The following is a 25,531-nucleotide window of genomic DNA, read 5'->3' as shown; positions in this document are numbered from 1 at the left end:
CCGGTTCACCGGCGCAAGAACACCTGTTATTTATTGCTTTCGAAAATTTTGACCGTCCCGCTATAAAAATCAACGACTGCCTGCTCGACCGTTTTCTTGCCAAAGCCAATTTCCTGAACAGTCGTCTCTGCCAGCTTGGAAAATTCGGAGAATCCCGGCAGATTGTAACTGACCGCAAACGGTTCGCTCTCGGCCTGCTTGGAAACTCTGCTCGTATAGTCGTAAATGATGCTGTCCACCTCGTTCGCATCGCTTTCAAGCAGCTTGCGGTTGGCCGCCGTTACCGGCACGCCGCGGTCGTTGCCTAGGATCTTCGCCGCATCCGGATCGTTGACCCAGAAGCTCATCAGCCGGGCGACCTCAGCCGGATGTCCGGTTTTGGCATAACCGGACATGCCCTGGCTGGATTCGAACACAACGCCGGTTCCCTTCTGGCCCCGCGGCACCTGCACAAGCGTCAGCTTATCCTGTGTCATGCCCTGCATCGCGGCAAGCTGGTTGGAGGCGGCCAGCGTCATCGCGACCTTACCTGTAATGATCAGCGATTTGCCCGTATCGGTCGGCGGATTGGATACCTGCAGCTCCGGTGTGGCAACGCCGCCAGCTTCGGCAGTCTTTTGCCAGAAATCAAACCATGGACGAATATCCGCTTCCGTGTAGCCGAGCTGGTTATTCGGCATATCGTACAACTGCTTTCCGTGCTGCTTCAAGTAAATATCCATGCCGTCGAAGGTGAAGTTATATGTGCCATAATAACCTTTGCCAAGCTTATCGGAAATTTGCTTACTGACCGCAGCATAGTCGTCCCATGTCCAGCCATCCTGCGGAACGGGAATGCCTGCTTTCTCGAACATCGACGTATTGATGATGATGCCTCTGGCGTTCGCGCCTGCCGAGATATGCTGCAGCTTGCCGTCAAATGTGCCGTATTCCACCATGGCTTTATCCATATCCTTCAGGTCGAGCTCCTTGCCGACGTAAGGGCCGAGATCCAGCAGCACGCCCTTCTTCGCATAATCGACAACATTGCCGCCGAGAAAGAAAACGTCCGGTGCCGTACCTGATGCAAGCTGCGTATTCAGCTTATCGAAATAACCGGAGTTCGGCGCGAATTCGCCGACTACCTGAATGTCGGGATTTTTCTCCATAAACAGCTTGAGTGCCTCATTCGTGCGGTCAGCACGGGCTTGATCGCCCCACCACATCACACGCAGTTCAACCTGCCCGGCTGCTGCGCCATCACCTGCGGGAGCTGATCCGGTATTCGCCGTTCCGCTGTCAGCGTCGGCTCCTCCGGGCGGGCCACCGCTCGTTCCTCCCGAGCATGCCGCCAGTACTGTCATCAGAAGAGCCAATGTGAATGCCAGTATTGTTTTTTTCATCAAACGCGCATGGAGACACGCGGCTTTAGAATTGCGCTCGGCATAAGGGCTACCCTCGGTAGCTCGCAAGCCAAAATCTCCATGCTTCCTCCCCTCCGTCATGAAAATTTAACCATGGATCACTTGATCCATGCTATACTGAATTCAAGTGAAAAGATAGTTCAAGAGAAAACCGTTAGTTGCTGGATGTTCATCCCCAAGTAACCAAGGCACTCGTTGAAACAAACCCTATCTATCCCTATTGCTTTAACAATCACGATACCTGTACCGCCAAGGAATCAAGTACATGGGGTACAGTGCAACAGGAGTATACCTCTTGTTGTAAGGGCGAAGTCAGCCGTCCTGATGTTCCAACACGCTAAGGTAGGAGCACGATAAGGTGCGTTTGCACTACCGGTTAGGAATAAGTCTAAAAGGCTTGTGCGAAGCGCAAGCACTGTCTACAAAGTAGGCAGAGACAAGCTCGTGACTTGAGTCATGAGTTGTTGACACAACTGCTCACCTCTGTTTTTTGCATTGGTATAAAGCGCTTACAATTACGTTTTACCAGACCGTTTACTTCTCATTTTGAGCAACTTTCATTTCAAGCCTGTCGTCGCAATCCCTTCCAGAAAGTACTTTTGGAACAGGAGGAAGACCGCCGTGATCGGCAGCAGTGACAGCGCGGACATCGCCAGCAGAGCGCCCCAGTCGGACTGGCCGGAAGGGTCGAACAAGGAGCGGATGCCAAGCTGTACAGTGAAGAGCCGGATGTCGCTAAGGTAGATCATTTGACTGAAGAAATCGTCCCATGACCAAATGAATGTGAAAATCGCCGTCGTAATAAGCGCGGGTACAAGCAGCGGCAGCATAATCCGCAAATATATTTGCCGCTGGCTGCAGCCGTCGATCGTCGCGCTCTCATCCAGCTCGCGTGGAATGCCGCGAATGAACTGTACCATCAGCAGGATGAAAAAGGAATCATGCGCCAGCCATTTGGGCAGGATCAGCGGATAATAGGTGTTGATCCATTGAAGCTCATTGTAGATCATGTATTGCGGTACAAGTGTAACGTGGTACGGAAGCATAATCGTTACCAGCATGAGCGCGAACCACAGCTTCTTGAGCCGGAATTCGAGCCGTCCGAAGGCGAAAGCCGCGAATGAACAGGTGATGACATTGCCGAGCACACTCATAACTGAGATCAGTGCCGAGTTCATGAAGAAACGCCCGAAGGACACACCATTAAGTCCCCGCCAACCATTGATGTAATTGTCGAGCGTGAACTGTGCTGGCCAAAGTCCTGTATTTGTGAAAATCATCGTATTGGGCTTGAAGGAGCTGGCGATGAGCCAGAGGACCGGATACAGCATGCCGATGCCGATCAGGATGATCACGACATGTCTGCCCAACCGGGTCAGATTTTGCCTGCTCGTCATGACACGTTACCTCCCTTCTCTACCATCGCCGTAAAACACCCAATATTTCGAGGTACTGAACACGATAGCGGTGAATATTCCGATAATAATGAGCATAATCCAGGCCAGTGCGGAAGCGTAACCCATGTCGAAGAAGGAGAAGCCCTTCAAATACAGGTAAAGCGTGTAAAACATCGTTGCATCCAGCGGGCCGCCGCGTCCGTCCCCGATCATGAAAGCAGGCGTAAACGCCTGAAACGAGTTGATAATGCTCATAATGAGATTGAAGAAAATGACCGGTGACAGCAGCGGGAGCGTAATCCGGAAAAACTGCCGCATTTTGCCCGCCCCGTCCACCTGTGACGCCTCGTACAGATCGGCCGGGATTTGCTTTAAGCCAGCCAGGAAAATGACCATCGCCGAGCCGAACTGCCAGACAGACAGTGTCACGATTGTGTAGACGACGTAATCGGGATGGGAGATCCAGGACGGCCCTTCGATGCCCAGTCCGGCCAGCAGCCGGTTGACGACCCCGGTTCCTTCAAACAATTGCCGCCATACGATCGCAATGGCGACGCTTCCTCCGAGCAGGGATGGCAGATAATAAACCGTACGGTAAAAGCCAAGCGCCCTGATCCCTTTGTTCAGCGCCATCGCTACAAGCAGCGCGAAGATCAGCCGCAGTGGAACCGACAGGAATACGTATTTGAAGGTGACGGCAAGTGAGGCAGCGAACGTGCTGTCTTCGGTGAAAATCGTGACATAGTTATCCATCCCGATCCAGACAGGCGGGCTGAACAGATTGAACCGGGTCATCGACAGGTACAAGGAAGCGAGCATGGGACCAAGTGTCAGGCAGAAAAAGCCGATCAGCCATGGCAGCAAAAACGTATACGCGGTCAGATTGTCCCGTGCTCTTGGCAGTTTGCGCATGCGGTGTACACCCTCCTTATGGGCGAATAATAGTTGGTATAGGTTTAGCATACCCGCGATACGCATGCGCCGGAATTCTATTTCTTCGGCTCTTCGCTCTTAAATTTTTCGGGTTGCCGCTGGCGGTATTCCGATGGGCTCATGCCATACATGCGCTTGAACTTGGTACTGAAATAACTCGCATTGGAGAAGCCTGTCAGCTCCGCAATTTCCCACAATCCCAGCTTCGTCTCCTCCAGCAGGCGGGCAGCATGCACCATACGGATGTCGGTCAAGTATTGAATGAACGTCTTGCCAGCTTTGGCTTTGAACATCTCGGAAAAGTACGACGGATTGTAGTTAAACCGTTCGGCGATCATCGTTAAATTCAGATCGAACATGTAATTATCGTCTATGTATTGCTGTACCGCATCCATAAGTGATGGTTTGCCCTTCCACGTGAGCAGCGCAGACAGATAGCCTTCACCCCACTGCTTAAATCCGGTGACGGAATGACCGATGCCCACAAAGGGCTCCATTCCGATGTAAGCGAACACATTGCTTTTCAGTGTATCGGTCAGGGGAGCGAGTCGTTTATCGTCCAGCGTTGATACGATGTGCATCAATCCCGGATAGTTCGGATCATGGAATATGCACGCCGCTTCGGCATAGGGATGCACGTTTTCGCGGCAGACGAGCTCGAACGGCAAACGGAGCTTTTCCGGCGTGCGCACGGATTCTTGTCCATCCAGATCGGATGACCGCTCCCGCAGCCCGATAGTCATGAAACGGACGGCGCAAGCATCCCAGTCATGCAACTGGAACAGCCTGGCCTGCTCCAGCATATCGCGCTCCTGGACGGACTTCTCCTTAACGAGATGCACGATGAGATGCTCTTTCATCTCCATGTAATATTGTGACATTCTCCATTGCATGATGGATGCCTGGCCCCGCTCAACCCGTTCGGTGTCAAGCTCTTGGCGCAGCCGAGTCAACGCCTCGGTCAGCTCGGTTCTGGCTACGGGCTTGAGTAAATAGTCTTTGGCCTGGTGCCGGACGGCAGCCTTTGCATAATGAATATCCTCGTAGCCTGTAATGATAAGCAGCCGCAGCTCCGGGTGCTGCTCATGGCACGCCTTCAGCAGGGAAACGCCGTTCATGAGCGGCATATTCATATCCGTGATGGCGATATCAAATCCTTCATCGGCAAGCTTCTCCATCGCTTCGACACCATTCCCCGCTTCTCCGGCGATCGTCAGGCCAAGCTGCTCCCAATCTATTTTCAGCCTTAGGCCCTGGCGGATTTCCGGTTCATCATCCACGATCAACACTCGATACATGTACAATCTCCTCCCGGAATGGCAAAATAAGTTCAATGACGGTCCCTTCTCCGGCAACCGATTCAATCCGCAATCCGAACAGCTTTCCATAATACAATCTGCAGCGGGCAAGCACGTTGCCAAGTCCGATTTCCCGGCTGCGGCTGGCAAGGATTTGGTCAAGCTGGGCGTAGCCAGCCTGGTCCGTCAGCTTGCGCAGCAGCTCTGCAGGCATGCCCGGTCCATGATCAGCGACCGACAGCCGGACGCAGTCATTCTCTCTCCGCACCCGGATATTCACATAGGCTTCAGGCGATTGCCGGAAGCTGTACTTGACAGCGTTTTCAATTAAAGGTTGAAGAATACATTTGATGATCATAGCATCTTCCAATCCTTCATCCACCTCCATGGTCAGGTGCAGCTTATCCCCAAAGCGGACTTCGAGGATGGACATATAATCCCTCACATATTTCAGCTCCTCTGTGAGCCGGATTACATCGTCGTTAATGCGCAGTGAGAAGCGCAGCATTTTGCCAAGCGATTCGATCACCTGCACCGTATCATCCGTCCGCTTCTGCATGGCAAGGGAACTCATCAGCTCCAGCGTATTAAACAGAAAATGCGGATTAATCTGCATCAGCAGTGTCTTGTATTCCGCTTGCTGGCGCAGCAGCTTCAGCTCGAACTCGGTTTTGATGTGGGTACGAAGCTGGCCGACCATGTTACGGAACGTTGAGGTGACAAAACCAACCTCATTGCGCACACTGCTGTGGGCGGGGAGCTTGGCTTCGGCGCCCGCGAAATCACCGTGCTGGACGTGGTGCATAGCCGACACAAGGCGCGACAGTGGCCTCGTAATCCCATGCGACAGCCAGATAGCGATGAGGACGGACACAAGCAGCAGAATAACCGCGAACGTCATCATGCTGTCCCGCAGCTTGAAGAGCTGGCCGTACAGATCCGCTTCCGAGACAAAGCCTACCAGCATCCAGTCGGTACGCACGAGTTTTTTGTATACCAGAATCTCGTCTCCCTCCTCCTGGCCTGGGGTATATTCAACGCCTTGTTTGTTCGTTCCGGCGCGCAGCTCCCTCACCTTGTCCAGCATGTCTGCATGTTTGCTGTATTGCTTCTGGGACAGCATCGGCTGCAGAAGCTCATTCACCAGAAAGATCGTGCCGTTCTCTCCCAGATGAATCCGGTTCAGCGGGTCCAGCAAATAGGAGGAGCTAATATTCACCTTCATTACGGTTTTGGCAAGAGACGGCTCGAAGTGCCCGATCGGCATCAGCAGGCTGATGACAGGCTTGTTATTGTACTGCTGCGAATACCGGTCGAGATGGGCAGGCACCCAGCGAATGCTGCGCTCCTTGAAATCCCGGTACCACGCCTCCTCCTTGAAGGAGGAATCGTTGATCACCTCGTTGTTCATGCCGATTCGCAGTCCATCATCCCGGTAAAGAAATACGGAGGAGATGATCGAATAATTGTTTGTCGTCTGTGTCAAAAAGCGGCTGAAGTTGAGGTTCGCGAGACTTTTCTCGCCTGCCAACAACGTCGGATCGGCCATGGCCAGCTCCCACTGGTGCGTCAGCTCGCTGTTGAAGACGAGCGAGGAGAAATCATACATTTGCGCCTGGGCCATATCGATGAATGAGCCGTATTCGTCCATCTTCTCCAGTGCCGAAGACTCAAGATAGGAGCGGATAATAGAGCGCGATTCATTGAACAACAGCAGTGTCATGACGTAGAAAGACAGCACAAACAGCAGCACGAACGCCGTGATCAGGCGGCTTTTAAGCGAATACAGCATACGGGTCACTCCCTCGTCAGCTTTAAAGGAACGCCTTGACTTGGATTCCTTGGCGACGCCCATAGTATACCATGACAAATGATGCCTTCAACCCTCTCCTATAGCATAAATGAGAGGTACGCAAAAAGGCCTTGACTTAATCGCCAATGGATCATAGCGAGTCGTCAGGCCAAAATGATTATACTTTGTAAAAAGCTGCGTTGCCCTTCCTGCTCAAAATCGCCAATAAGAAGGGATAAAAAATTACCAGCTTGCCTTTTTCACGCCAGGGATCTGCCCGCTGTGAGCCAGCTCGCGAAATACGATTCGCGATACCTTGAATTTACTGATATATCCCCTCGGCCGTCCCGTAACCGCACAGCGGTTATGCAGACGAGTAGGTGATGAATCGCGGGGCAGCTTTTGCAAAGCCGCATAATCCCCTTTTTCTTTCAGTTCCCTCCGCTTGTCAGCATGCTTTGCAACTAATGTCTGTCTTTTCAATTCTTTAACAATCTTCGATTTCTTGGCCATGCCTTTGTCCTCCTTTAATCTAAGAAATATTGTCTGTAATAGCCATATACTTTAATTTCCCATAGCGTTATTCGTTTAACGCCGCCTTTAAAGCTTCAAGATTCTGACGCATGACTTTAATATAATCAAGCCCGTCAGCCAGCTCTTCTTCTGTCAAACCTTCAATCGGGTTCAGAACCGCAGATTGGGCTCCGATCTCGTTAGCTATCGTATCGGCCACCTTGGAAGAAACCAGTGTCTCGAAAAAAATCGTCTTCACGTTATGCTCCTTCGCAAACTTGACGATGTCAGCCATCCGGGAAGGTGACGGCTCCTGATCAGGCGACAGCCCGGCGATCGGAACTTGAGTCAGTCCGTACTGTTTGGCAAGATAACCAAAGGCGGCATGCTGTGTTATGAAATCCTTGCGTTTGCTGTCCTTCAAGGCTGCGGTAAAATCCTTGTCAAGTGCTTCGAGCGCGGCTACATAAGCATCAGCATTGGTTTTGAACTGGTCTTTATATTGCGGAGCCGCTTCGGACAGGCCCTTTTCGATATTGCGCACCTCCTGAACAGCCAGTGCCGGCGACAGCCATACGTGCGGGTCCAAGCCCCCATGGTCGTGGTGATGACCGCTTTCTTCATGGCCCTCAGCTTCATGCCCACCTTCATCATGAGTGTGCCCCTCGCCTTCATGTGCTTGTTCTTCATGGGCGTGTTCTCCGTCTTCATGCTCATGCTCCTCTCCATGAGCCTCTTCACCATGTTCATGCCCTTCTTCTGCGTCTTTCATCAGCTCGATCCCATGGCTGGCTTCAATGGCCTTAAGCCCGGAGCCAGTGGCGCTGTCTAGAACCTGTTCTGCCCAGCCTTCCATGCCCGCACCGCTGTATATGAGTACATCGGCATCCGTAATGGCGGCCATATCCTGTGCCGTCGGTTCCCAATCATGCGGCTCCATGCCTGCGGGAACCAGATTTTCCACATTAGCCAAATCGCCTGCTACATGGCGCGTAAACTCGTACATGGGATAAAAGCTCGTCTTGATCTCCAGCTTTTCCGTTGCCTCTGTGTTTGCCGATGCTCCTGTTGAGGATGAACTGCTGTAACCAGCGTTATTATTGCCCTCCGAACCTGTACTCGAGCCGCATCCGGCTGCCACCAGCATTACGGACAGAGATAAAGCAGTTAAACCATGATTCCAAAATTTCATTTTCATAAACCCTTTCTTTATTCGTAATTATTACACATTAACAATAGAACATGTTATAGTAAAAATTACGATTTGTAAACCACTTTCCCCACGCTTCCGGCATATAACAAACAAATTCAAAAAACCGGAGCCCCAAACAGGCACCGGTTTAAAGCGTTGGCGGTCGTATCAGGCTGCGACCAGCCAAGGTTGTGATTTATTGAATTTTCTCCGGAATGGGAGTGTCATTAGCCTGCTTCTCCCTCTTTCTTGAGGAATTTTTGCTCTCTTTTCTATCTTCTTCCTTTTGTGAAAACTCAGGTAAATAATAAAGAAAAAAATCAAAAAACGGCCCTTTGAGGCCTAGATGCCCCACTTCTTCTTTATGAATCGAATTCATGGCTTCCCTTCCTTTTAACGTTGCTATTTCTTTGTTCCGGCAGCTTCCTTGGGTTTTACTAGCCCATTCGTCCGTCTTTGTGCCGCTATCTCAGTCAGCTCGGGCAAATACTGAATAAACTTTTCGAAGAATTGATCATTAAAAAGCGGGTACATTAGTTTCTCCTTTTGCTTTAAATTCATTCCTCTCCCCCTTTGAGAGCTCACACATCTCCTTATTCAGATGTTATATTAAAGAGCAAATAAAAAAATCGTACAAAGGGGCAGGACCCTTATGTACGACCGGGCAAAATATATCAGCCTATTACAAATGGAGAATTCCCCGTTCCACGGAAACAGCTACGGCTTCCGAGCGGGAATCGACACCCAATTTATTGTAGATATTTGTAAGATGAGCCTTTACGGTCCTTTCGGAAATTCCCAGATCAAAGGCTATTTCCTTGCTTCTACAGCCGCGGGCGATGGATTGCAGTATGAACATTTCTTTCTCGCTAATTAAGGTTTGTTCACGGACTGGAACTGAGGGCTTCTCTTTTTTCATTCTGTCCGCAAACACTTTTGCCGTAATGTCCGGTTGAAGGAGCGTTTCTCCACGCAGTGCGGATTCAAGGGTCCGAAATAAATTTTCCCGGCTCGTATCCTTGAGTAAATATCCTTTTGCTCCCAGCGACAGCCCTTTAATCATTAAATCATCTTCGTTATATGTCGTGAGAATAATGACAGGTGTCTTGTTATTTCTGTCTCTAAGTGCCTCCATCGTTTCCAGTCCGCTCATTCCGGGCATGTTCAAATCCATCAAGATGACATCCGGAGCCAGCTCCTCGATCAGGCTGAGGGCTGTGCGTCCCTCTTCCGCTTCTCCGGCTACTTCGTATTGGCTGTTGGTTTCAAGAATAAGCTTTAATCCTTCCCTGACGACCCAATGATCATCAACAATGAACACTTTACATTTCATGACGGGCCTCCTTTGCCAATGGCATCTCAATTTCGATAGCTGTCCCTTCCCGTGCAGAGCTTTGAATGTTCATGCTTCCACCAAGCAATCGCACGCGCTCCTGGATCCCGATCAATCCGTAATGCCCGGCTTTTCTTCCAATGGTTTGGATGTTGAATCCTTTTCCGTTGTCTCTTACTTGCATACGCAGCATCTGTTCCATATTCATCATACGAATGTATACAATCTTGGCATGGGCATGCTTGGCTACGTTAGTTAAGCATTCTCTTACGATGTGCTTCGCATGCTCTGTAACGAGTGTAGATAATGAAGCATTCACATCGAGCTCCAGGTCAACGGGGATGCCTGTAGCCATGGTGAACCGCTGTGCCTCTTCCCGAACAGCCTCCGCAAAGTCAACTTCAACAGCGGATTGGGATCTGAGGTCATCAATGGCTCTTCTCGCTTCGGACAGAGACCGCCTGGCCTGAGACATGGACTGCTGCACGATTTCATGCGCTCTTGTCGTCCCGCCCTTGGTCAAGTGTGCATCAATGGCTTCCAACTGCATAATAAGCCCCGCCAATCCCTGGGCAAGGGTATCATGCAGGTCACGCGCCATACGCTGCCGCTCATTGGCCAGCGTAAGCTCCTCCACCTTCTGATGGGCAGTCTCCAGCTCACGGAGAAAGGTCTGGGTCCGTACTCTGGCATGAACCTGCTGATAAAAAAGCAGCGCATACGCAACAACCACGACAATCAGCATAATAAGGACAGGCATAAGAATGCCGATTTGTTCACCATTGTGAAACCAGATCACCACAGCACAAAACACAAGATAGAGAGCCAGAAACAGCATCGTTACTTTCAACGGTTGATAATAAACACCCACTCCTTGGCCGATCAGAACGGGAATCAGGCAAACCAGGACAATCGGAAAGCCGACGGGCAGAAGATATGAGCTCAAAAAGATGATAGCTCCTTGCAGAACAAAATATAACCAGGGCCCATACCTTACAAGCCTGTGTGCAGACCAATATAGCCAGGGCCCGTACCCTACAAGTCTGTCCGCAAACCAATATAAACAGCAATGCACTGCCATTGCCACGGTAAACAGAATACTCCTCAGAAGCATCGGTTCACTGAGAAGCTGAAATATCATAACCTCGCTATATATGATAGCCACCCAAATCAGAACCGGAACTCTGGAAGTCAAGATTCTCTCCGTTTCATTAGGAGTGGCAGCTCTTTTATTATTCATCCTTCACCTCTATATGCCTATGCCAACAAAAATGGGCATTTCTATACAAGCATTATTATATAATACGGGAAAACAGCCATAAAAAAAACGTACACAAGGGCAGTTCTTGTGTACGTTCGGGCAATAGCTCATTCATCTCCAGAATTCGGGCGTCTTCATTGATTCACGATAGATACCTGAGCACCGTCAGTAAGCATAGTGGCGCCTTTAACAACGATTTGCTGCCCTTCCGAGAGGCCTTCCGTCACTTCCACCTGATTGGCACTCTCTTCTCCTGTTGTGATTTCCGCCTGTTTGGCCACATTTGCTTCTACAATATAGACGTATTTGGTCCCCGCCTTTTCCGTTACAGCCGCCTGAGGAATAAGCAGCCCTTCCGCATCTCCGGATTGGGTATATACATTGGCTACCATGCCTGCTTTAAGCGTATTAGACGGGTTAGCTACGGAAATTTCAACAGGATAAGCACGAAGTTCTTCATCCATGACAGAGCTGATCGCTGTGACCTTGGCATTGATTCTTTTCTCCAGTGAAGGAATTTCTACCGCTACCGAGGAACCCGGTTTCACATTCATCATTTCAGATTCAGCTAAATTCACTTTCACCAGGACTGGATTCGTATTGGCAATCGTGACCACAGATGCCTGTGAACTGACAAGCTGGCCTACTGTTCCGTTAACAGCCGAGATGGTCCCTGACATGGGTGCTTTCACTGTCGCGTCCGCCAGCTGGCTGCGTGCGGTCTCCAGATTGGAGCGGGCTTGATTGACGCTCGCACGAGATACATCAACCCCGGATCCGTTACGGGCAAGCTGGAGGGACTTCACAGCATTGTTGTAGGTCGTCTGTGCGCTTTCCAGGGAAGAATGCGCATTTCTAAGCGTAAGTTTGGCATTATCCAGAGTACTTTGCGCCTGTCTGACCGTAGTCTGCGCCTGTTCGAGCTCCGTTTGTGATACGGCTCCGGCGGCAAACAGCTGCTGACTGCGATTCAGCGTATTTTGTGCGTCACGCAGCGAGCTCTCGGCATCAGCGACGGAGCTGTTCGCCTGTTCAATAGAGCTTTGCTGCTGAACGAGGGCGCTTTGCGCCTGATCTACGCCGGATTCTGCCTGCTGTACAGATTGCTCTGCGCTGCTCTGTGCCTCTTTCAGACTGGCTAGCGCCACGTTATATGATTCTTGAGCCTGGGTAATGCTATCCTGGATGTTCTTCTGGTCCAGTGTAAACAGGACATCTCCCTTGTTTACCGTCTGGCCGATTTTCAGATGAATGCTTTCGATCATGCCGCTGATCTCTGGAGCAACCTGAACCGTTTTATTCGGCGTCAGCGAGCCGACTATACCTGCCTCTGCTTCAATGCTTCCTCTTGTTACCTGCCCAACCTCGACAGACAAGGATGCTTGTTCTGCGGGTGCGGCTGCAGGGGATTCTCCCCCGGAGCATCCGGCCAACGCTGCGGCTAAAGCAAACGCCGATATCATGGTCATGCTTGTTTTATTCATTTTCTCCCACCTCACAATGTTCTGCTTGTGTTCTGCTGGCGTTTTATTTTGCGGTTGTTATATCTGACCGTCATGTTATCCAGCAAAATATAGACGACAGGTATCAGTATTAATGTAATGATCGATGAGAAAGAAAGTCCAAATACAACGATCATTGCCATAGGCGCTATTTCCTGGTTGCTTGGTTCTTGGGAAAATGCCACTGGCAACAAGGCAAGAACCGTCGCAAGCATCGTCATCAGAATCGGCCGCAGCCTTTCGGTTGCCGCCAGCATGATCGCTTTTTCCCTCTCCATTCCCTCCTTGCGGAGCTGAATAATAAAATCAATCATGACAATCGCATTGTTAACAACAAGTCCTACGAGCATGATATATCCGATAATAGCCAATACACTCAGAGTTGTTCCTGTCAACACCAATCCCAGTACAACACCTATAAAGGTTGGCGGGATGGAGAACATAATCACAAATGGTGTAAAGAGAGATTCGAACTGACCGGCCATAACCATATAAATCAGTACAATAGACAGCAGCATCGCAATACCGAGGTTTATAAATGATTCGATCATCTGCTCCTCTTCGCCACCGCTGGTGTCGGTAGAGTAGCCTTCAGGCAGCTGCACATCGCTTAACAGGCTGGCCACATCCCGATTAACAGCAGTTATGTCTCTGCCGTCAATATCGCCCGTAATTTTAACCTGACGTACCTGGTCTGCACGTGTAATCGTGTCCGGTACTTGCACTTGGCTTAAAGCTGCAACCGCAGACAGCGGAACATCAAGACCTTGGGCTGTTGTAATCCGCAGCCTTTCCAGGTAAGAGAAGTCCTTCTTGTATTGTTCAGGCAGTGAAATCCGAACATCAATCTGGTCATCTCCGGTACGGTACGTTGTAGCGACAGAGCCATCGAAGGAAGTACGCACAGCCGACAAAATTTGCGCTGCCGACAGTCCGTACCGGGCTGCAAGCTGGCGGTTAATGGTTACTTCATACTCTTCCCTTACAGAATCCAATGTGCTGGCAACGTTTACTGTTCCTTCAATATTTTTAACTTGCGCGACGAGCTGATCGGAAAGCTCCCTTAATACGTCCATATCGTCGCCTTTTAAGTTGACTTGCACAGCAGCACCGGAAGAGAAGCTTTCAGACGCACTGATGGTAACCTCTGCATCCGGTATGCTGGTAATCTTGCCACGCAGTTCCGACACAACCTGGTCTGTAGAACGAGTGTGCCCCTCGACCAGAGTTACACTGAGTGTAGCTGCATTCGTTGGATTTACGGTACTGTACCCGCCAGCTGAACCTACGTTTGCCGTCATCTTATCTAATTCAGGGATATTCAATATTTCATTTTCGATTTGCTGCACGATCCTCTGGGTTTCCTCCAGCTTTGTTCCATTTGGCATTTTAACGGATATGCTGAATTGTCCTAGATCGCCACTTGGGATAAATTCCATCTTGACCAAAGTTGTCAGTGCTCCAGCACCTATAAACATCAGAAGGGTAGCCACGATTACGGTTTTTCTGCGATTCATGCTCCAATTCAGCGCTTTGCTGTAGCCTTGTTTGAACTTCTCGAATCCAATATTAAACCAAATGATCGGGTTCACACCGCGGTAAGTGCCTGACGTATATAGCGACTCATCCGGAACTTTGGGCAGGAAGCGGGAGCTCATCATCGGAACAAGCATTAAGGAAACTACCAATGCCGCGATGTGGGAGAAGATGACCGTCAAGGCTAATGGTATGAACAATTGCCCTGCAAGACCCTCTACAAACAGAACCGGGAGGAAAACCACAATCTGTGCGAGAGCAGACGCCATGACGGCATTGCCGACCTGCTTTGAACCTTCGAGAGCTGCCTGCAGCATGCTTTTCCCCTCATGCCGCTGTCTGAAGATATTCTCAATGATCACGACCGCAAAGTCTACAAAGGAACCCAACCCGAGCAGCAAACCGGCAAGAGAAATGATATTAATCGTCTGACCTGTGAAATACATCATGATGAATGTAGCCACGAATGAAATCGGAATAACAATGGTCGCGATGATCGTCGAATGCACACTGTTCAGAAACAACAATAAGACAATGGCTGCGATCACAATTCCCAAGAATGTATGCTCTATTAACAGGTACATAGAATCGTTAATCGACTCAGAGGAATCTGTAACCAACTCAAGCTCGGTACCTTCCGGCAGCTTCTGCCGGATGGAATCCAGGTTTTCCTTTACAGCCTTGGCAATCTGCAGCGTATTGCCTCCAGACGCTTTTGTGACCCCGATGTTGATACTCGATTGTCCGTTGTAAGTAGAAATGGTAGTGGCATCGGTGAAATCATCTACGATCGTAGCAATTTCTTTCAATTTGATTGCTCCCGAGCCAACGGGAATCGGAGTTTCCCCCATTTCTGACACGGCCTTGTATTCTCCCTGAATACGAATCTGTACTTCAGTGCTCCCCTTTGCCACAGCCCCGGCGGAGCCCGACAGGTTATGATCTGAAAGCGCCTGGGTCACCTGGTCCAGTGTGATTCCGTAGCTTTCAAGTTTCAATGGATCCAGCGTGATACGAATTAAACGGTCTTGCCCCCCTGTTACACTTACTGAGGCGACGCCAGCTATTCTCTCAAGACCCGGCTGGACAACATCCTCAGCAATAGGCTTTAAGGTATTAACATCGATATCCCCGGTTAAAGACAGGTTAATGATGGGCTCTGTATTTACGTTGAGCTTCATGATCCTTGGAGACTTGGCCGAATCTGGTAAAGTGTCCCTGACGCTGTCCAGGCTATCCCTGATATCTATCGTTGCCTGATCCAGATCAACCCCCCAATTGAACAGAACAGTAACCATGGATGATCCTTCCTGCGATTGAGAACTGATCGTATCCACGTTCTCTACCGAAGCAAGGCTGCTTTCAATCGGTTTGGATACCAGTTCCTCAACCTCCGATGGTGTAGCTCCCGGCACACTGGTTACAACAGTTACAACAGGAGATTGCATTTCAGGCATCTGCTCAACTGGAATCCTTAACGCAAAGAAGCCGCCCCCGATCAATAAAGCCATAACCAGCATAAAGACGGTTACGGGACGGCGTATTGAAAACTGTGACATCTACTCACTCCCCAGTAATTTTTATATGTATAGATTTGGTTTCTAACCATTCGTATTATAGGAAATCACTCTTAAAATTACTTAAATTCGATCTAAAGGTTGGCTAAAGACAATTTTCCATTTAATACCTTTGTAGAAGGTATTTTGATTTGTGTACAAATGAAAATAAGCCGCAATATGCGGCTTCCTACACGTTTTTCTTTTCTTCAACTTCTGTGGAGCTGATGTCACTCCATTCTTCACCTTTGGTCGAGGACTTTTCAAGTAAATCGTAAAGAAAAAAATCAAAAAACTGTTCTTTAAAGACCAATAAATCCGCTTGCTTTGGTCCTTCTTTTTTATTTGGATTCATAGCTGCATCCACTTGTCCTTGAAGAACAAGTTAAAGACACGCACCGCAATGATTTTCACAATCATATACAGGGGGATCACAATGATCATACCGATAATGCCCCAAATATCGCCTGCGGCCAGCACCAGAATGATGGTCGTGAGCGGGTGAATGTCCAGGCTTTTGCCGAACACATAAGGAGCCACCAGGTTATCCTGAATCTGTTGAGCGACCAGTATGATAACAAGGGACCATATAGCCGTTGATGGCGACTGCGTCAGACCGACAATAACGATCGGGATCGCGGACAGAATGGCTCCTATAAAAGGCACAAAATTCGCGATCACGGCTACCGCTGTCAGTAAAAAGGCATACGGCAGACCAATAAGAATAAAACCAAAGTACATCAACACCCCTAACGCCAGGTTGATCAGCACTCGCCCGATAATAAACCCGCTCAGCACTTGATCAATTTCTGTAATGATGGAACGGGTTTCGTCCTGGAAACGGATTGGCGCCGCACCTGCAATCCGCTTGCCTAACTTTCCTTCTTCCTTAAGCATGAAGAAAAGCAGGATCGGGAACGTGAACAGCACAACCGTGAAGTCGGATACAAACGAGACCATTCCTCCTACAGAGTTCGTCAAAAGAGCGAGACCCTGGTTCAAGTAATCCGTCACCGAAGACAGCGGGCTGGCACCTGCCGGAAACAGCGAAGAGAGAAACCCGCTCTGCTCCAGTTCGTTGATTCTTTCCCCCAATTCATAGAACAGGTTCGGGATATTATTCAGAAAGCTGACCAGTTGCTCCTGAAGCCGCGGCCACTGACTGGCACTGAACCAAACCAGTGCAAGAACAAAGAGCAAATAAATTAGCAAAATCGAAGCGGTCCGGTTGATCCTGTACTTTGTCATATATCTGACGAGTGGCCTGATCAGGTAGTAGAAGAATATAGAGAGCAGCAATGGAATAGCTACAACCTGAATCAATGAAAGCAACGGCTGATAAACAAAGCTTACCTTCGAGCCTAAATAGATGATCAGCAGCACCAATATGATAAAAGTGGCAAAACGCAAAACCTTGTTCTTTATATACAATGGCTTCCCTCCAATAAACCCATTCTTATGGTTATCGATAGATGTTTTTCTTATTTCTTCAGATGTATCGTAAAGATGGATGATTCTTCATCTCCGGATCGCAAGGTGAGTGTGCCGCCCATCTTCTCTGTATTTTTGAGTGCAATCGCCAGCCCTAATCCGGTCCCGCCTGTGTGAGTGCGGGCTTGGTCACCACGAACGAACGGATCAAAAATCGTGGCCCACAGTTCTTTCGGAATGCCGATACCGGTATCCGCAATTTCGATTCGTACTTCCTGATCATCATCAACCAGTTCAACCCGCAAATGAGTGCCTGCCGGATTATACAGCAAAGCATTGGCGATCAGATTTTGGATCACCCGACCCAGCAGCTCCGGGTCGTATTGGGCATACACATCATGGTCAGGAACGGAAAAATTCAGCAGCAAACCATTTCGCTCCACATCATCATAGACATCGGCAATACGTTCCCGCAAAAACTCACCGATTTCTGTTCGCTCCACATGAGGCGTGAAATCAGTCGCATCCACCTTGAATAACTCCAGCATATTCTGTATCAGTCGTGTCATCTGGGTGGACTTGTTATAAATGTAGAACAAATATTTATTTTGCCGCAGCTTGTCTTCCACTCTGCCTTCAACAAGAGCCTGGGCGTATCCGTGAATGCTTGTAATCGGGGTTTTGAGATCATGGGACAAGTCCATCATCAACCGCTGCTTGCTCTCCTGGGCAATACGCTTCTCATAAGTGGCTCTCTCGATGACATCCGCCATATAATTGAACGTTTCTCCGATAAGATTAAATTCTTTTTCAGCGGAAATCGACAGCCTTGTGTTATAGTTGCCGGCAATCATTTCATGAAGTCCGTCCAGAATCAGAGCCAACGGTTTCTTGATTCGGCGCGCAATCCAGTAGCTGTATACGAAGACCAGGAGCAAGATTGAACTGATGGCAATAAAAAGGAGAAGTGATACGATCCGGCTTATAGACGGGTCATCCACAACGGAGATGCTAATCAGTTCACGTGGTATCTTAACGATTAAATATTTGACCGTATCCGCAGGATCATCGACGGCAGTTATAGAATAGTAGTAGGTCTGATCAGCATCATTTGCCAGCAGATCATAGAGTTCAGCTTCCGAATACGTATACAAGGAATCTTTTTTGTCCCCCACTACTTGCTCTACCTGTCTGTTCGCATCAAGAAGCTCAAGCCAGCCCCCGCTTTGTTGAAGCCTGTCCAACTCGATGCCTCCCCCTTGTTTCCAGTCTGCTATATAGTCATGTGCAGTAACAACATCAAGCCCGAGATCCGTATCCCCCTCTTTCGAGACCATGTAATTAATGCCGAGGGGGACTGTGAAGCGTAGAACAATAATCAGCATTATAAAGAACAGAATAAACAACAAAAAATCAATGACCAGAGAGGACTGCAGCTTCCGATTATTTCTAAATTTCCATAGGCGCTTCAATTTTATACCCCAAACCTCTGATTGTTTTTAAATATTGCGGCTTTCTTGAATCCTGTTCAATTTTCTCGCGGATATTGCTGATATGTACCATGATGGTACTATCTTCGTAAGCATAATAGTCTCCCCATACGGTTTCATATATACGTTTCCGGGTGAAAACACGGCCAGGCGCAGACATTAGCAGCTCCATTATTTTATACTCTGTATATGTAAGAACTACAGGTTCTCCCCGCTGAAAGAGAATGCACTGGTTTTGATCCAGGGCAAGCTCGCCCAGTACCAGCTGCCTATTTTCTCCTGCAGGATTGGATACCGTTTCAAAACTGTAAGCCCGCCGAAGCAATGCCTCCACACGCGCCACAATTTCCAGAGGATTAAAGGGCTTGGCAATGTAATCGTCAGCGCCCAGATTAAGGCCGAGAATTTTGTCAGTCGCCTGGTTTCTGGCTGATAAAAAAAGCACCGGCATCAGGTGGGTCTTGCGTATTTTCTTCAGCAGCTGCAGGCCGTCAATACCCGGCATCATGATGTCAAGGATGGCTAAATCAATACGCTCGCGCTGAATAATATCCCATGCCATTTGCCCATGCACTGCGCAGGTAACCTCATAATCCTTTTCAAGATACAATTGCAGCAGCTCTGCAATCTCCGGCTCATCATCGGCGATCAGGATACGATACTTCATAATTTCCCACTTTCTTTTTGAGCTGGTCAGCCTACGGGGCATAGTATAAGGCCTCACTCTTAATATTGTGTAAATTGAATCTAAAGATTATCTAAAGAAGCTTGCATCATTTCTTGTACTACGTTTTACATCTAGGATTAGTTTCTTCCCAATCACCAAAAAAGAGAAAGCGACGCCATCTTGGCGACGCTTTCAGTGACGAATCCGTTTTTTTGATCCACCAAGCTTATGATTGCAGATCCTGAATCCCGGTGTTCGCTTTTACGAGAATCTCATCGAATTTCACGTCATCACGCGCAGAGGAGAAATACGTTCCCAGGAATGCGCCCAAAAATCCCAGCGGGATCGAAATAATGCCCGGATTGGTAAGCGTGATCAGGGGCGTGCCTACTAGAATCGCTTTGCCCACAACCGGGTCCCATACGTTGGGACTGATCATGACCAGGACAATTGCGCTTAATAAACCGACCAGCATACCTGTAACCGCTCCAGCGGTGTTGAATCGTCTCCAGAACACGGTGAAAACAAGCACAGGCAGGTTCGCGCTGGCAGCGACGGCAAAAGCAAGCGAAACCAGAAAGGCAACGTTGAGCTTTTGCGCAAACAGCGCCAATAGAATGGAGATTACGGCAACTCCAACAGAAGCCAGCTTGGCAGCTTTCACCTGCTCCTTTTCCTCTGCTGCGCCCTTCCGTATAATATGAGCGTAAAAATCATGAGCAAAGGCAGACGCCCCGGATAATACCAATCCGGCGACGACAGCCAAAATGGTGGCGAAGGCAACGGCAGATACAAAAGCGAACAGGAATTCCCCGCCGAGGGCTTTGGCCAGAAGCGGTGCAGCCATATTGCCTGCGGCGTTGGCTTCCACGATGGCACTTTCCCCTACGAAGGCAGCAGCTCCGAACCCGAGGAACAGGGTTAGCACGTAAAATGCCCCTATGATCCATGTGGCGACAACGACGGATTTCCTCGCAGTAGGCGCATCTTTAACGGTAAAAAAGCGGATCAGAATATGCGGCAATCCTGCGGTTCCCAGCACCAGCGCCAGATTCAGCGATAGGGTGTCCAGTCCGTTGGCAAATTTATTGCCAGGATGCAAGAAGGCTTCCTTCAGCGGCGTGGATGTCCGCATCTCATGAAACATTTGCCCGATATTAAAATCAAATTTGGCGAAGACAATCAGCGAAATGATAAAGGTACCTGCCATGAGGAGCACACATTTGATGATTTGCACCCAGCTTGTTGCCGTCATGCCGCCAAAGACAACATAAATGGTCATCAGCACACCAACAATGAACACTGACATCGTATAATCCAGGCCAGGGATCAAAAGCTGGATCAGTGCGCCTGCACCGACCAACTGGGCGATCATGTAGAAAATAGAGATGACAATGGAGTTCAGGGCGGCGACACCGCGGATCTTCTTCGTGTTGAAGCGGGCGGCAATCATGTCAGCCATCGTATATTTGCCCAGATTGCGCAAGGGCTCCGCGATAATATACAGGACGACCAGATATGCGACGAGAAAACCGATGCTGTAGAAAAATCCGTCAAATCCAAACAGCGCAATCATACCGGCAATGCCCAGGAAGGAAGCGGCAGACATGTAATCGCCAGCGATAGCCAGCCCGTTCTGCCAGCCGGTCAATCCGCCCCCAGCGGTATAAAACTCGCTGGCCGTTTTTGTTTTTTTGGAGGCATAGTAGGTGATCACGAGGGTGCCGAGAACGATAACGAGGAACAGGATAAATGCCGTATTCATGACGGCCCCGCCCCCCTTTCCTCTGGAGTTGCCTGCGCTCTAAGCTTATTGCACATAGCGTCGAACTTGACCGACTGCCTGGAATACAGATAACACAGTACCCAAGTCATAATAAACTGGGCGAATGCAAAAACCCATGCCCAGGTAACCGAGCCGAAAGCGGGTTGATTCAATACATCGGAGTAGGACGTCAAAATTGGAAGAGTAAAGTAAAACGCCAGAAAAAACACGGAAAGCGGAATAATGAACCTTTTTTTCTTCGCCATCAAGTTTCGGAAAATTTCTGTTCTGGCAGCTTCGCTGTATGTCATTCGCTTGTTGTCCAAATAAATTCCCTCCTTGTACTGAAATGTAGTACATCAGAAATCCATTGGTATGTATTTTTCTGACAAACATTCCCACCTCCCTTTTCTCAGTATACATAATCCAATAACCAGATGTAAGCATTTTCAAACAAGTCTGCACCTTACTGCAGTTCCATCCTATTATCAAGAGTGTCCCGCAACGGCTTGCTCAATTAGAGATCATTCAAAAAATTTCATCTTGAATTATATATTATATATTATATATAATTTGAACTGTAACTTATATCTCTCTATAAACTGGAGGCTTTATTATGGGAAGATTAACAGGAAAAGTGGCGCTTGTAACCGGAGCCGGCAATGGTCAAGGGGCAGCCGAAGCAAAGCTGATGGCGAAAGAAGGAGCCAAGGTCATCGCAACAGATATCAATTTTGAAAATGTCACAAAAGTCGTTGAGGAAATTAATGCCGGGAACCTTGGAAGCGCTCTCGCATTTAAGCATGATGTCTCCTCCAAAGAGGATTGGATTCAAGTCGTTGAAGAAGGTGTTAAAGCATTCGGGCCTATTACTGTTCTGGTTAACAACGCTGGCATCCTGGCCCCGACAACGTATGACAAACTAACCCATGAACATTGGACCAAAGTAATGGATGTCAACGCATGGAGCCAGTTCGTCGGCATGCAAACCGTTATTCCTTATATGAAAAAGGCGGGCATCGGCTCGATCATCAACATCGCTTCGATGGCTGTTGTCAATTCAAGCGGCGCATTTACGGCATATACAGCCAGTAAGGGTGCAGTAGATGCTTTCTCGAGAGCAGCAGCCATTGAATTGGCTCCCTTCAATATTCGGGTTAATTCAGTACTGCCTGGCACTATCTATACTTCCATGGTTGAGGATGCATTCCCTGATCAGGAATCCATGGATGCAGCCGTGGCCTCCCAACCGCTGGGCCGAATGGGAAGACCTGTTGATGTCGCATACCTGGTGGTTTATTTGGCCAGCGATGAGGCCTATTTCACCACAGGAACCTCCCAGCTGATTGACGGCGGCTTCAATGTGCAAGCCAGCGGCTCCACCGCCAAAATCGACAGATAACCCGTGAACGCAAAAAAGCGCAGCCAAACCAGGTAAAACCTGGTCCCTGCGCTTTTTTGCACTCTCCAGACATTTCAAGTATTTATCGAGTATCTTGTGACGTTCTCCAATTCTGCTGCTGCCAGATCCATATTGCCCTCAATCAAGGCGTCGACCGCCGCTTGCAGATGATGCTGGCATTTTTCAGCCGTCTCCAGGCTTCTCCACCGTGACTGACAAAAGGCAGTAGTGATATATGTAATTTCCGAATAAAAACGAAGAAACGCCTTATTCTCCCCCACTACAAACAAATACCGGCAAAGTTGATCACACTTGACGAGATAATCAATAAGGTTGCCCTCTTTAAGCTGCTTATTTGCCTCTTCCAGATAGCTGCGAAGCCTGTCATGCTTGTCGGAGTTCCATTTTTCCTTGGAATGACGCAAGACAATCATATACAGTTCAATTAAGGCATTTGCATAATCCGCAAGCTCCTGTCGGGAAATTGCTTTAACTCTCACGCCCTTCCGGGGTGCTCTCTCAAGAATCTCGTAATTCTGTAAAATATAGAAAGCTTCCCGAACGGGAATGTGGCTTACCTGCAATTCTTTAGCGATTTCGCTTTCGGTCAGGCGAGCACCTTGGGCTAACTCCTCAAGGAATATTTTCCTCAAAATATGATTGGCAATGGTATATGGCAATGGATTACCGCCTTGATGATCCATGTGCGAGAAGTTAATCAGGTCTTTCATTAAAAGACATTCCTTTCAGCTGCAGACTTGATGAAACCATTTAGCCTTCATCCATGGCTTTGCGGAGATCATAATCCTCCATGTCGATATCCAGCTCCATTCCTAACGCCAGCTTGGCCAGTTGGCTACCGATAAAGGGACCCATCGTCAAGCCGGACGCTCCAAGCCCGTTTGCTGTTATAAGACCATCCCAACCTGGAACAGCGCCGATCACCGGCAGAAAATCGGGCGTAAATGGCCGAAAGCCCACTCTTACCTCCTGAAAAGTGCAATTTGCCAAGCCAGGCGCCACTTCCAGCCCTTTATTCACGACCTCCTGAATACCGCCTGCGGTTGCTCTTGTATCGTAGCCTTCCACTTCGTTCTCGTGAGTTGCCCCGATCACAATCTTCTGCTGGTCAAATGCCAGCAAATATTGATCGGAAGGCGGCATGACCACAGGCCAGCTGCCGGTGTCCGGACGATCAGGCACCTGCAGATGCATGATTTGCGCTTTTTGAAAACGAACCTTAAAATCAATGCCCAGCGGTTGCAGCAATGGATTAGCCCATGCGCCCGCACAAACGATGACTTCGTCTGCCGGGAAGCTGTCTGCACCAACAGCAACTCCTGTGACACGGTTTGACTCATATTCAAGCTTGGCATCCCCGTGGAGCAGGACGGCTCCGTTTCTTTGGGCAGACCGCAGCAGCGCGTTACGCAGTGCACGGCCATCGATACGGGCGGCGCCGCTGATATGTACAGAGGAATAACCCTCCGCTAGCAGAGGGAACGATTCAAGAGTTGCTTGTTCATCAAGCCGGGTGATGTCACCGATTTCCGGTGCATCCGGTTTGCGGAGCTGCGCCCTCTCCACCATCCTGCTGATTTTCTCCAAATCGTCATGAATGCTGAGTGCACCCACTTGAGCATAACCAGTCTCGGTTTCCCCCTCACTTTGCAGCTCTTGGATCAGCCCGGGGTAAAAACGCGCGCCTGCCTTGGCCAACCGGTACCATGCCTGATTGCGCCGCTGGGACAGCCATGGGCAAATGATGCCTGCGGCGGCATCCGTAGCCTGTCCTATATCTTGACGGTCCACTATCAGCACGTCCGCCCCCATTTTGGCCAGCTGGTACGCTGTCGATGCCCCGAGAATTCCTGCTCCAATGACGATGACTTTTTTCATAATGACATTCCTTTCCTCAATCACTCCCTCCATTATAGCGGACACAGCAGGAAAGTATAATCATGTAGAAGCCTTCTTTGGAGGATCTTTCTATTCTTTATTTTGAATAACTGAACTTGTTGCTTTTTTTGTATCGTTTGCCTCACCATGGCCTGCACCGAATAAGTTCAAAATGACAACCCCAATCACGATTAAAGCAATGCCTGCAATGCTGCCTGTATTGATTTTTTCTTTCCAGATCAGTACCGAAATCAGCACCGTGGCAACCGCGCCTACACCTGACCAGATAGCATAAGTCATATTTAAGGGCAGCGTTTTGAGAGTTAAAGAAAGACAAAAGAAAGAGACAGCGAACGCAGCGATAGTAAATATTGTTGGATATAACTTACTAAAACCTTCCGACGCTTTAAGCATCGATGTTCCAATCAATTCACCAATAATAGAGATTGCCAAGAAAAGATATGCCATTATTCATCCTCCTCTACACTTGCCTGTAACGCTTTAACAACTTTTTGTCTTAGCTCTGCTTTGGGAGGTGCCAGACCAAACATTTCCGCTAACCACAGACCATCAATTGCTAAACGGACCATCGTAGCGCGCACAGGGTCAAATTCATCATTTTCAATCTTGTTCTGAATTGTGGAATATTCTGCCCGCAGCTGTTCGAGCATTTCAGGATTCGTGAAGTGGGCAGCTGAGAGAGCAGTGTATAGATTGTTCTCATCGTTATTTCCAAAAAGTGATGTTTCAATGTAAGATCGCGTCCATTTTCCTTTGGGATGTGGATCAGCTTCAGCTCTCCTGTTAAATTCTTCAACAAACTGATTGGACAACTGTTCAATCATACCTAAAATCAAAGCATCTTTACTGGGAAAATGATATAATAATCCGCCCTTGCTTATGCCCGCTCTTTTAGCAACAGCCTCCAAGGTTAATTTTTCCACCCCCTCTTCATGCACAATCTGTGAAACAGTTTTAAGAATTAGTTCTCTTTTTAATTCTTTTTTTGTTAAGCTCATTATTTATCACCCCCTTATGATTATAAACCGTCTGGACGGTCTTTTTCAAGTGAATTCTTTTATAAGATAACTTTTGCGTCGCAGACGTTTTGGGCATTTTAGATCATCCCGTTACTCCTCCTCCAGTTGACAATCCTGCCTT

The 25,531-nt window shown here is 48.8% G+C and carries 24 protein-coding genes; 1 reads left to right on the top strand and 23 read right to left on the bottom strand.

From position 1 onward, the window contains the following. Window positions 1-26: 26 nt before the first annotated feature. The 19 genes from ACE5LO_RS10220 to ACE5LO_RS10130 all read right to left on the bottom strand — a co-directional run bounded on the left by ACE5LO_RS10220 (window position 27) and on the right by ACE5LO_RS10130 (window position 21,380). Window positions 27-1,382 carry an ABC transporter substrate-binding protein gene (locus ACE5LO_RS10220; RefSeq protein WP_375519938.1) on the bottom strand — a complete coding sequence of 452 codons (1,356 nt, stop codon included), beginning with the start codon at window positions 1,380-1,382 and terminating at the stop codon, window positions 27-29. Window positions 1,383-1,960: 578 nt separating this feature from the next. Beyond that, complete coding sequence (locus ACE5LO_RS10215) at window positions 1,961-2,800, bottom strand: carbohydrate ABC transporter permease (protein WP_375519915.1); 840 nt, start codon at window positions 2,798-2,800, stop codon at window positions 1,961-1,963. Window positions 2,801-2,806: 6 nt separating this feature from the next. Beyond that, on the bottom strand, window positions 2,807-3,712 hold the full coding sequence (locus ACE5LO_RS10210; protein WP_375519914.1) for a carbohydrate ABC transporter permease: 906 nt from the start codon (window positions 3,710-3,712) through the stop codon (window positions 2,807-2,809). Window positions 3,713-3,789: 77 nt separating this feature from the next. Further along, a complete protein-coding gene (locus tag ACE5LO_RS10205) occupies window positions 3,790-5,031 on the bottom strand; it encodes a response regulator transcription factor (RefSeq protein ID WP_375519913.1) in 1,242 nt (413 codons plus the stop codon). After that, window positions 5,006-6,901: a sensor histidine kinase gene (locus tag ACE5LO_RS10200; protein ID WP_375519912.1), complete on the bottom strand. Its 1,896-nt coding sequence runs from the start codon at window positions 6,899-6,901 to the stop codon at window positions 5,006-5,008. Before ACE5LO_RS10200 ends, ACE5LO_RS10205 begins: the two co-directional genes overlap by 26 nt. A 165-nt stretch (window positions 6,902-7,066) precedes the next feature. After that, complete coding sequence (rpsN, locus tag ACE5LO_RS10195; protein ID WP_375519911.1) at window positions 7,067-7,336, bottom strand: 30S ribosomal protein S14; 270 nt, start codon at window positions 7,334-7,336, stop codon at window positions 7,067-7,069. A 67-nt stretch (window positions 7,337-7,403) separates the two neighbouring features. Further along, complete coding sequence (locus tag ACE5LO_RS10190) at window positions 7,404-8,528, bottom strand: metal ABC transporter substrate-binding protein (protein ID WP_375519910.1); 1,125 nt, start codon at window positions 8,526-8,528, stop codon at window positions 7,404-7,406. 196 nt (window positions 8,529-8,724) lie between these two features. Continuing rightward, window positions 8,725-8,907, bottom strand: a complete 183-nt coding sequence (locus tag ACE5LO_RS10185) for a hypothetical protein (RefSeq protein WP_375519909.1) — start codon at window positions 8,905-8,907, stop codon at window positions 8,725-8,727. Window positions 8,908-8,930: 23 nt separating this feature from the next. Then, window positions 8,931-9,089: a hypothetical protein gene (locus ACE5LO_RS10180; RefSeq protein WP_375519908.1), complete on the bottom strand. Its 159-nt coding sequence runs from the start codon at window positions 9,087-9,089 to the stop codon at window positions 8,931-8,933. 121 nt (window positions 9,090-9,210) lie between these two features. Continuing rightward, on the bottom strand, window positions 9,211-9,861 hold the full coding sequence (locus ACE5LO_RS10175; protein ID WP_375519907.1) for a response regulator: 651 nt from the start codon (window positions 9,859-9,861) through the stop codon (window positions 9,211-9,213). Further along, a complete protein-coding gene (locus ACE5LO_RS10170) occupies window positions 9,851-10,807 on the bottom strand; it encodes a sensor histidine kinase (protein WP_375519906.1) in 957 nt (318 codons plus the stop codon). Before ACE5LO_RS10170 ends, ACE5LO_RS10175 begins: the two co-directional genes overlap by 11 nt. A gap of 449 nt (window positions 10,808-11,256) precedes the next feature. Next, window positions 11,257-12,606, bottom strand: coding sequence for an efflux RND transporter periplasmic adaptor subunit (locus ACE5LO_RS10165; RefSeq protein WP_375519905.1), 1,350 nt, complete (start codon window positions 12,604-12,606; stop codon window positions 11,257-11,259). Between the two features lie 11 nt (window positions 12,607-12,617). Continuing rightward, a complete protein-coding gene (locus ACE5LO_RS10160) occupies window positions 12,618-15,719 on the bottom strand; it encodes an efflux RND transporter permease subunit (protein ID WP_375519904.1) in 3,102 nt (1,033 codons plus the stop codon). A gap of 187 nt (window positions 15,720-15,906) precedes the next feature. Then, entirely contained in the window at window positions 15,907-16,071 is a 165-nt protein-coding gene (locus ACE5LO_RS10155) for a hypothetical protein (RefSeq protein WP_375519903.1), read from the bottom strand. Then, window positions 16,068-17,147 (bottom strand): AI-2E family transporter, encoded by a 1,080-nt coding sequence (locus ACE5LO_RS10150; RefSeq protein ID WP_375519902.1) that lies wholly within the window; start codon window positions 17,145-17,147, stop codon window positions 16,068-16,070. Before ACE5LO_RS10150 ends, ACE5LO_RS10155 begins: the two co-directional genes overlap by 4 nt. 50 nt (window positions 17,148-17,197) lie before the next feature. Next, window positions 17,198-18,619, bottom strand: coding sequence for a sensor histidine kinase (locus ACE5LO_RS10145; RefSeq protein ID WP_375519901.1), 1,422 nt, complete (start codon window positions 18,617-18,619; stop codon window positions 17,198-17,200). Further along, window positions 18,597-19,304 (bottom strand): response regulator transcription factor, encoded by a 708-nt coding sequence (locus ACE5LO_RS10140; protein ID WP_375519900.1) that lies wholly within the window; start codon window positions 19,302-19,304, stop codon window positions 18,597-18,599. The genes ACE5LO_RS10145 and ACE5LO_RS10140 overlap by 23 nt, the downstream gene beginning before the upstream one ends. Before the next feature lie 226 nt (window positions 19,305-19,530). Then, a complete protein-coding gene (locus ACE5LO_RS10135; protein WP_375519899.1) occupies window positions 19,531-21,069 on the bottom strand; it encodes a solute symporter family protein in 1,539 nt (512 codons plus the stop codon). Beyond that, window positions 21,066-21,380 carry a DUF485 domain-containing protein gene (locus tag ACE5LO_RS10130; RefSeq protein WP_375519937.1) on the bottom strand — a complete coding sequence of 105 codons (315 nt, stop codon included), beginning with the start codon at window positions 21,378-21,380 and terminating at the stop codon, window positions 21,066-21,068. The genes ACE5LO_RS10135 and ACE5LO_RS10130 overlap by 4 nt, the downstream gene beginning before the upstream one ends. A gap of 305 nt (window positions 21,381-21,685) precedes the next feature. On the opposite strand from ACE5LO_RS10130, the gene ACE5LO_RS10125 reads away from it, so the two are divergent. After that, a complete protein-coding gene (locus tag ACE5LO_RS10125) occupies window positions 21,686-22,471 on the top strand; it encodes an SDR family NAD(P)-dependent oxidoreductase (RefSeq protein ID WP_375519898.1) in 786 nt (261 codons plus the stop codon). Between the two features lie 74 nt (window positions 22,472-22,545). Here the strand turns inward: ACE5LO_RS10125 and ACE5LO_RS10120 are convergent, their stop codons facing one another. The 4 genes from ACE5LO_RS10120 to ACE5LO_RS10105 form a co-directional block, all read right to left on the bottom strand. Next, window positions 22,546-23,202: a GntR family transcriptional regulator gene (locus tag ACE5LO_RS10120; protein WP_375519897.1), complete on the bottom strand. Its 657-nt coding sequence runs from the start codon at window positions 23,200-23,202 to the stop codon at window positions 22,546-22,548. Window positions 23,203-23,242: 40 nt separating this feature from the next. After that, complete coding sequence (locus tag ACE5LO_RS10115) at window positions 23,243-24,370, bottom strand: NAD(P)/FAD-dependent oxidoreductase (protein ID WP_375519896.1); 1,128 nt, start codon at window positions 24,368-24,370, stop codon at window positions 23,243-23,245. Window positions 24,371-24,460: 90 nt separating this feature from the next. Further along, entirely contained in the window at window positions 24,461-24,838 is a 378-nt protein-coding gene (locus ACE5LO_RS10110; protein ID WP_375519895.1) for a DMT family transporter, read from the bottom strand. Then, a complete protein-coding gene (locus ACE5LO_RS10105) occupies window positions 24,838-25,389 on the bottom strand; it encodes a TetR/AcrR family transcriptional regulator (RefSeq protein ID WP_375519894.1) in 552 nt (183 codons plus the stop codon). The genes ACE5LO_RS10110 and ACE5LO_RS10105 overlap by 1 nt, the downstream gene beginning before the upstream one ends. Between the last annotated feature and the right edge of the window lie 142 nt (window positions 25,390-25,531).

The sequence above is a fragment of the Paenibacillus medicaginis genome, from assembly GCF_042138635.1.
GTDB lineage: Bacteria > Bacillota > Bacilli > Paenibacillales > Paenibacillaceae > Paenibacillus > Paenibacillus medicaginis.
Note: the sequence above shows the minus strand (reverse complement) of the source record. Positions and strands in the feature narration are given on the sequence as shown.

Excerpts from the sequence above, each read along its gene's own strand:
- ACE5LO_RS10125 (WP_375519898.1), top strand. The coding sequence starts at position 21,686 with ATGGGAAGATTAACAGGAAAAGTGGCGCTTGTAACCGGAGCCGGCAAT.
- ACE5LO_RS10220 (WP_375519938.1), bottom strand. The coding sequence starts at position 1,382 with ATGAAAAAAACAATACTGGCATTCACATTGGCTCTTCTGATGACAGTA.
- ACE5LO_RS10185 (WP_375519909.1), bottom strand. The coding sequence starts at position 8,907 with ATGAATTCGATTCATAAAGAAGAAGTGGGGCATCTAGGCCTCAAAGGG.
- ACE5LO_RS10190 (WP_375519910.1), bottom strand. The coding sequence starts at position 8,528 with ATGAAATTTTGGAATCATGGTTTAACTGCTTTATCTCTGTCCGTAATG.
- ACE5LO_RS10140 (WP_375519900.1), bottom strand. The coding sequence starts at position 19,304 with ATGAAGTATCGTATCCTGATCGCCGATGATGAGCCGGAGATTGCAGAG.
- ACE5LO_RS10160 (WP_375519904.1), bottom strand. The coding sequence starts at position 15,719 with ATGTCACAGTTTTCAATACGCCGTCCCGTAACCGTCTTTATGCTGGTT.
- ACE5LO_RS10110 (WP_375519895.1), bottom strand. The coding sequence starts at position 24,838 with ATGGCATATCTTTTCTTGGCAATCTCTATTATTGGTGAATTGATTGGA.
- ACE5LO_RS10210 (WP_375519914.1), bottom strand. The coding sequence starts at position 3,712 with ATGCGCAAACTGCCAAGAGCACGGGACAATCTGACCGCGTATACGTTT.
- ACE5LO_RS10130 (WP_375519937.1), bottom strand. The coding sequence starts at position 21,380 with ATGACATACAGCGAAGCTGCCAGAACAGAAATTTTCCGAAACTTGATG.
- ACE5LO_RS10115 (WP_375519896.1), bottom strand. The coding sequence starts at position 24,370 with ATGAAAAAAGTCATCGTCATTGGAGCAGGAATTCTCGGGGCATCGACA.
- ACE5LO_RS10205 (WP_375519913.1), bottom strand. The coding sequence starts at position 5,031 with ATGTATCGAGTGTTGATCGTGGATGATGAACCGGAAATCCGCCAGGGC.
- ACE5LO_RS10180 (WP_375519908.1), bottom strand. The coding sequence starts at position 9,089 with ATGAATTTAAAGCAAAAGGAGAAACTAATGTACCCGCTTTTTAATGAT.
- ACE5LO_RS10135 (WP_375519899.1), bottom strand. The coding sequence starts at position 21,069 with ATGAATACGGCATTTATCCTGTTCCTCGTTATCGTTCTCGGCACCCTC.
- ACE5LO_RS10175 (WP_375519907.1), bottom strand. The coding sequence starts at position 9,861 with ATGAAATGTAAAGTGTTCATTGTTGATGATCATTGGGTCGTCAGGGAA.
- ACE5LO_RS10155 (WP_375519903.1), bottom strand. The coding sequence starts at position 16,071 with ATGAATCCAAATAAAAAAGAAGGACCAAAGCAAGCGGATTTATTGGTC.
- ACE5LO_RS10120 (WP_375519897.1), bottom strand. The coding sequence starts at position 23,202 with ATGAAAGACCTGATTAACTTCTCGCACATGGATCATCAAGGCGGTAAT.
- ACE5LO_RS10165 (WP_375519905.1), bottom strand. The coding sequence starts at position 12,606 with ATGAATAAAACAAGCATGACCATGATATCGGCGTTTGCTTTAGCCGCA.
- ACE5LO_RS10215 (WP_375519915.1), bottom strand. The coding sequence starts at position 2,800 with ATGACGAGCAGGCAAAATCTGACCCGGTTGGGCAGACATGTCGTGATC.
- ACE5LO_RS10105 (WP_375519894.1), bottom strand. The coding sequence starts at position 25,389 with ATGAGCTTAACAAAAAAAGAATTAAAAAGAGAACTAATTCTTAAAACT.
- rpsN (WP_375519911.1), bottom strand. The coding sequence starts at position 7,336 with ATGGCCAAGAAATCGAAGATTGTTAAAGAATTGAAAAGACAGACATTA.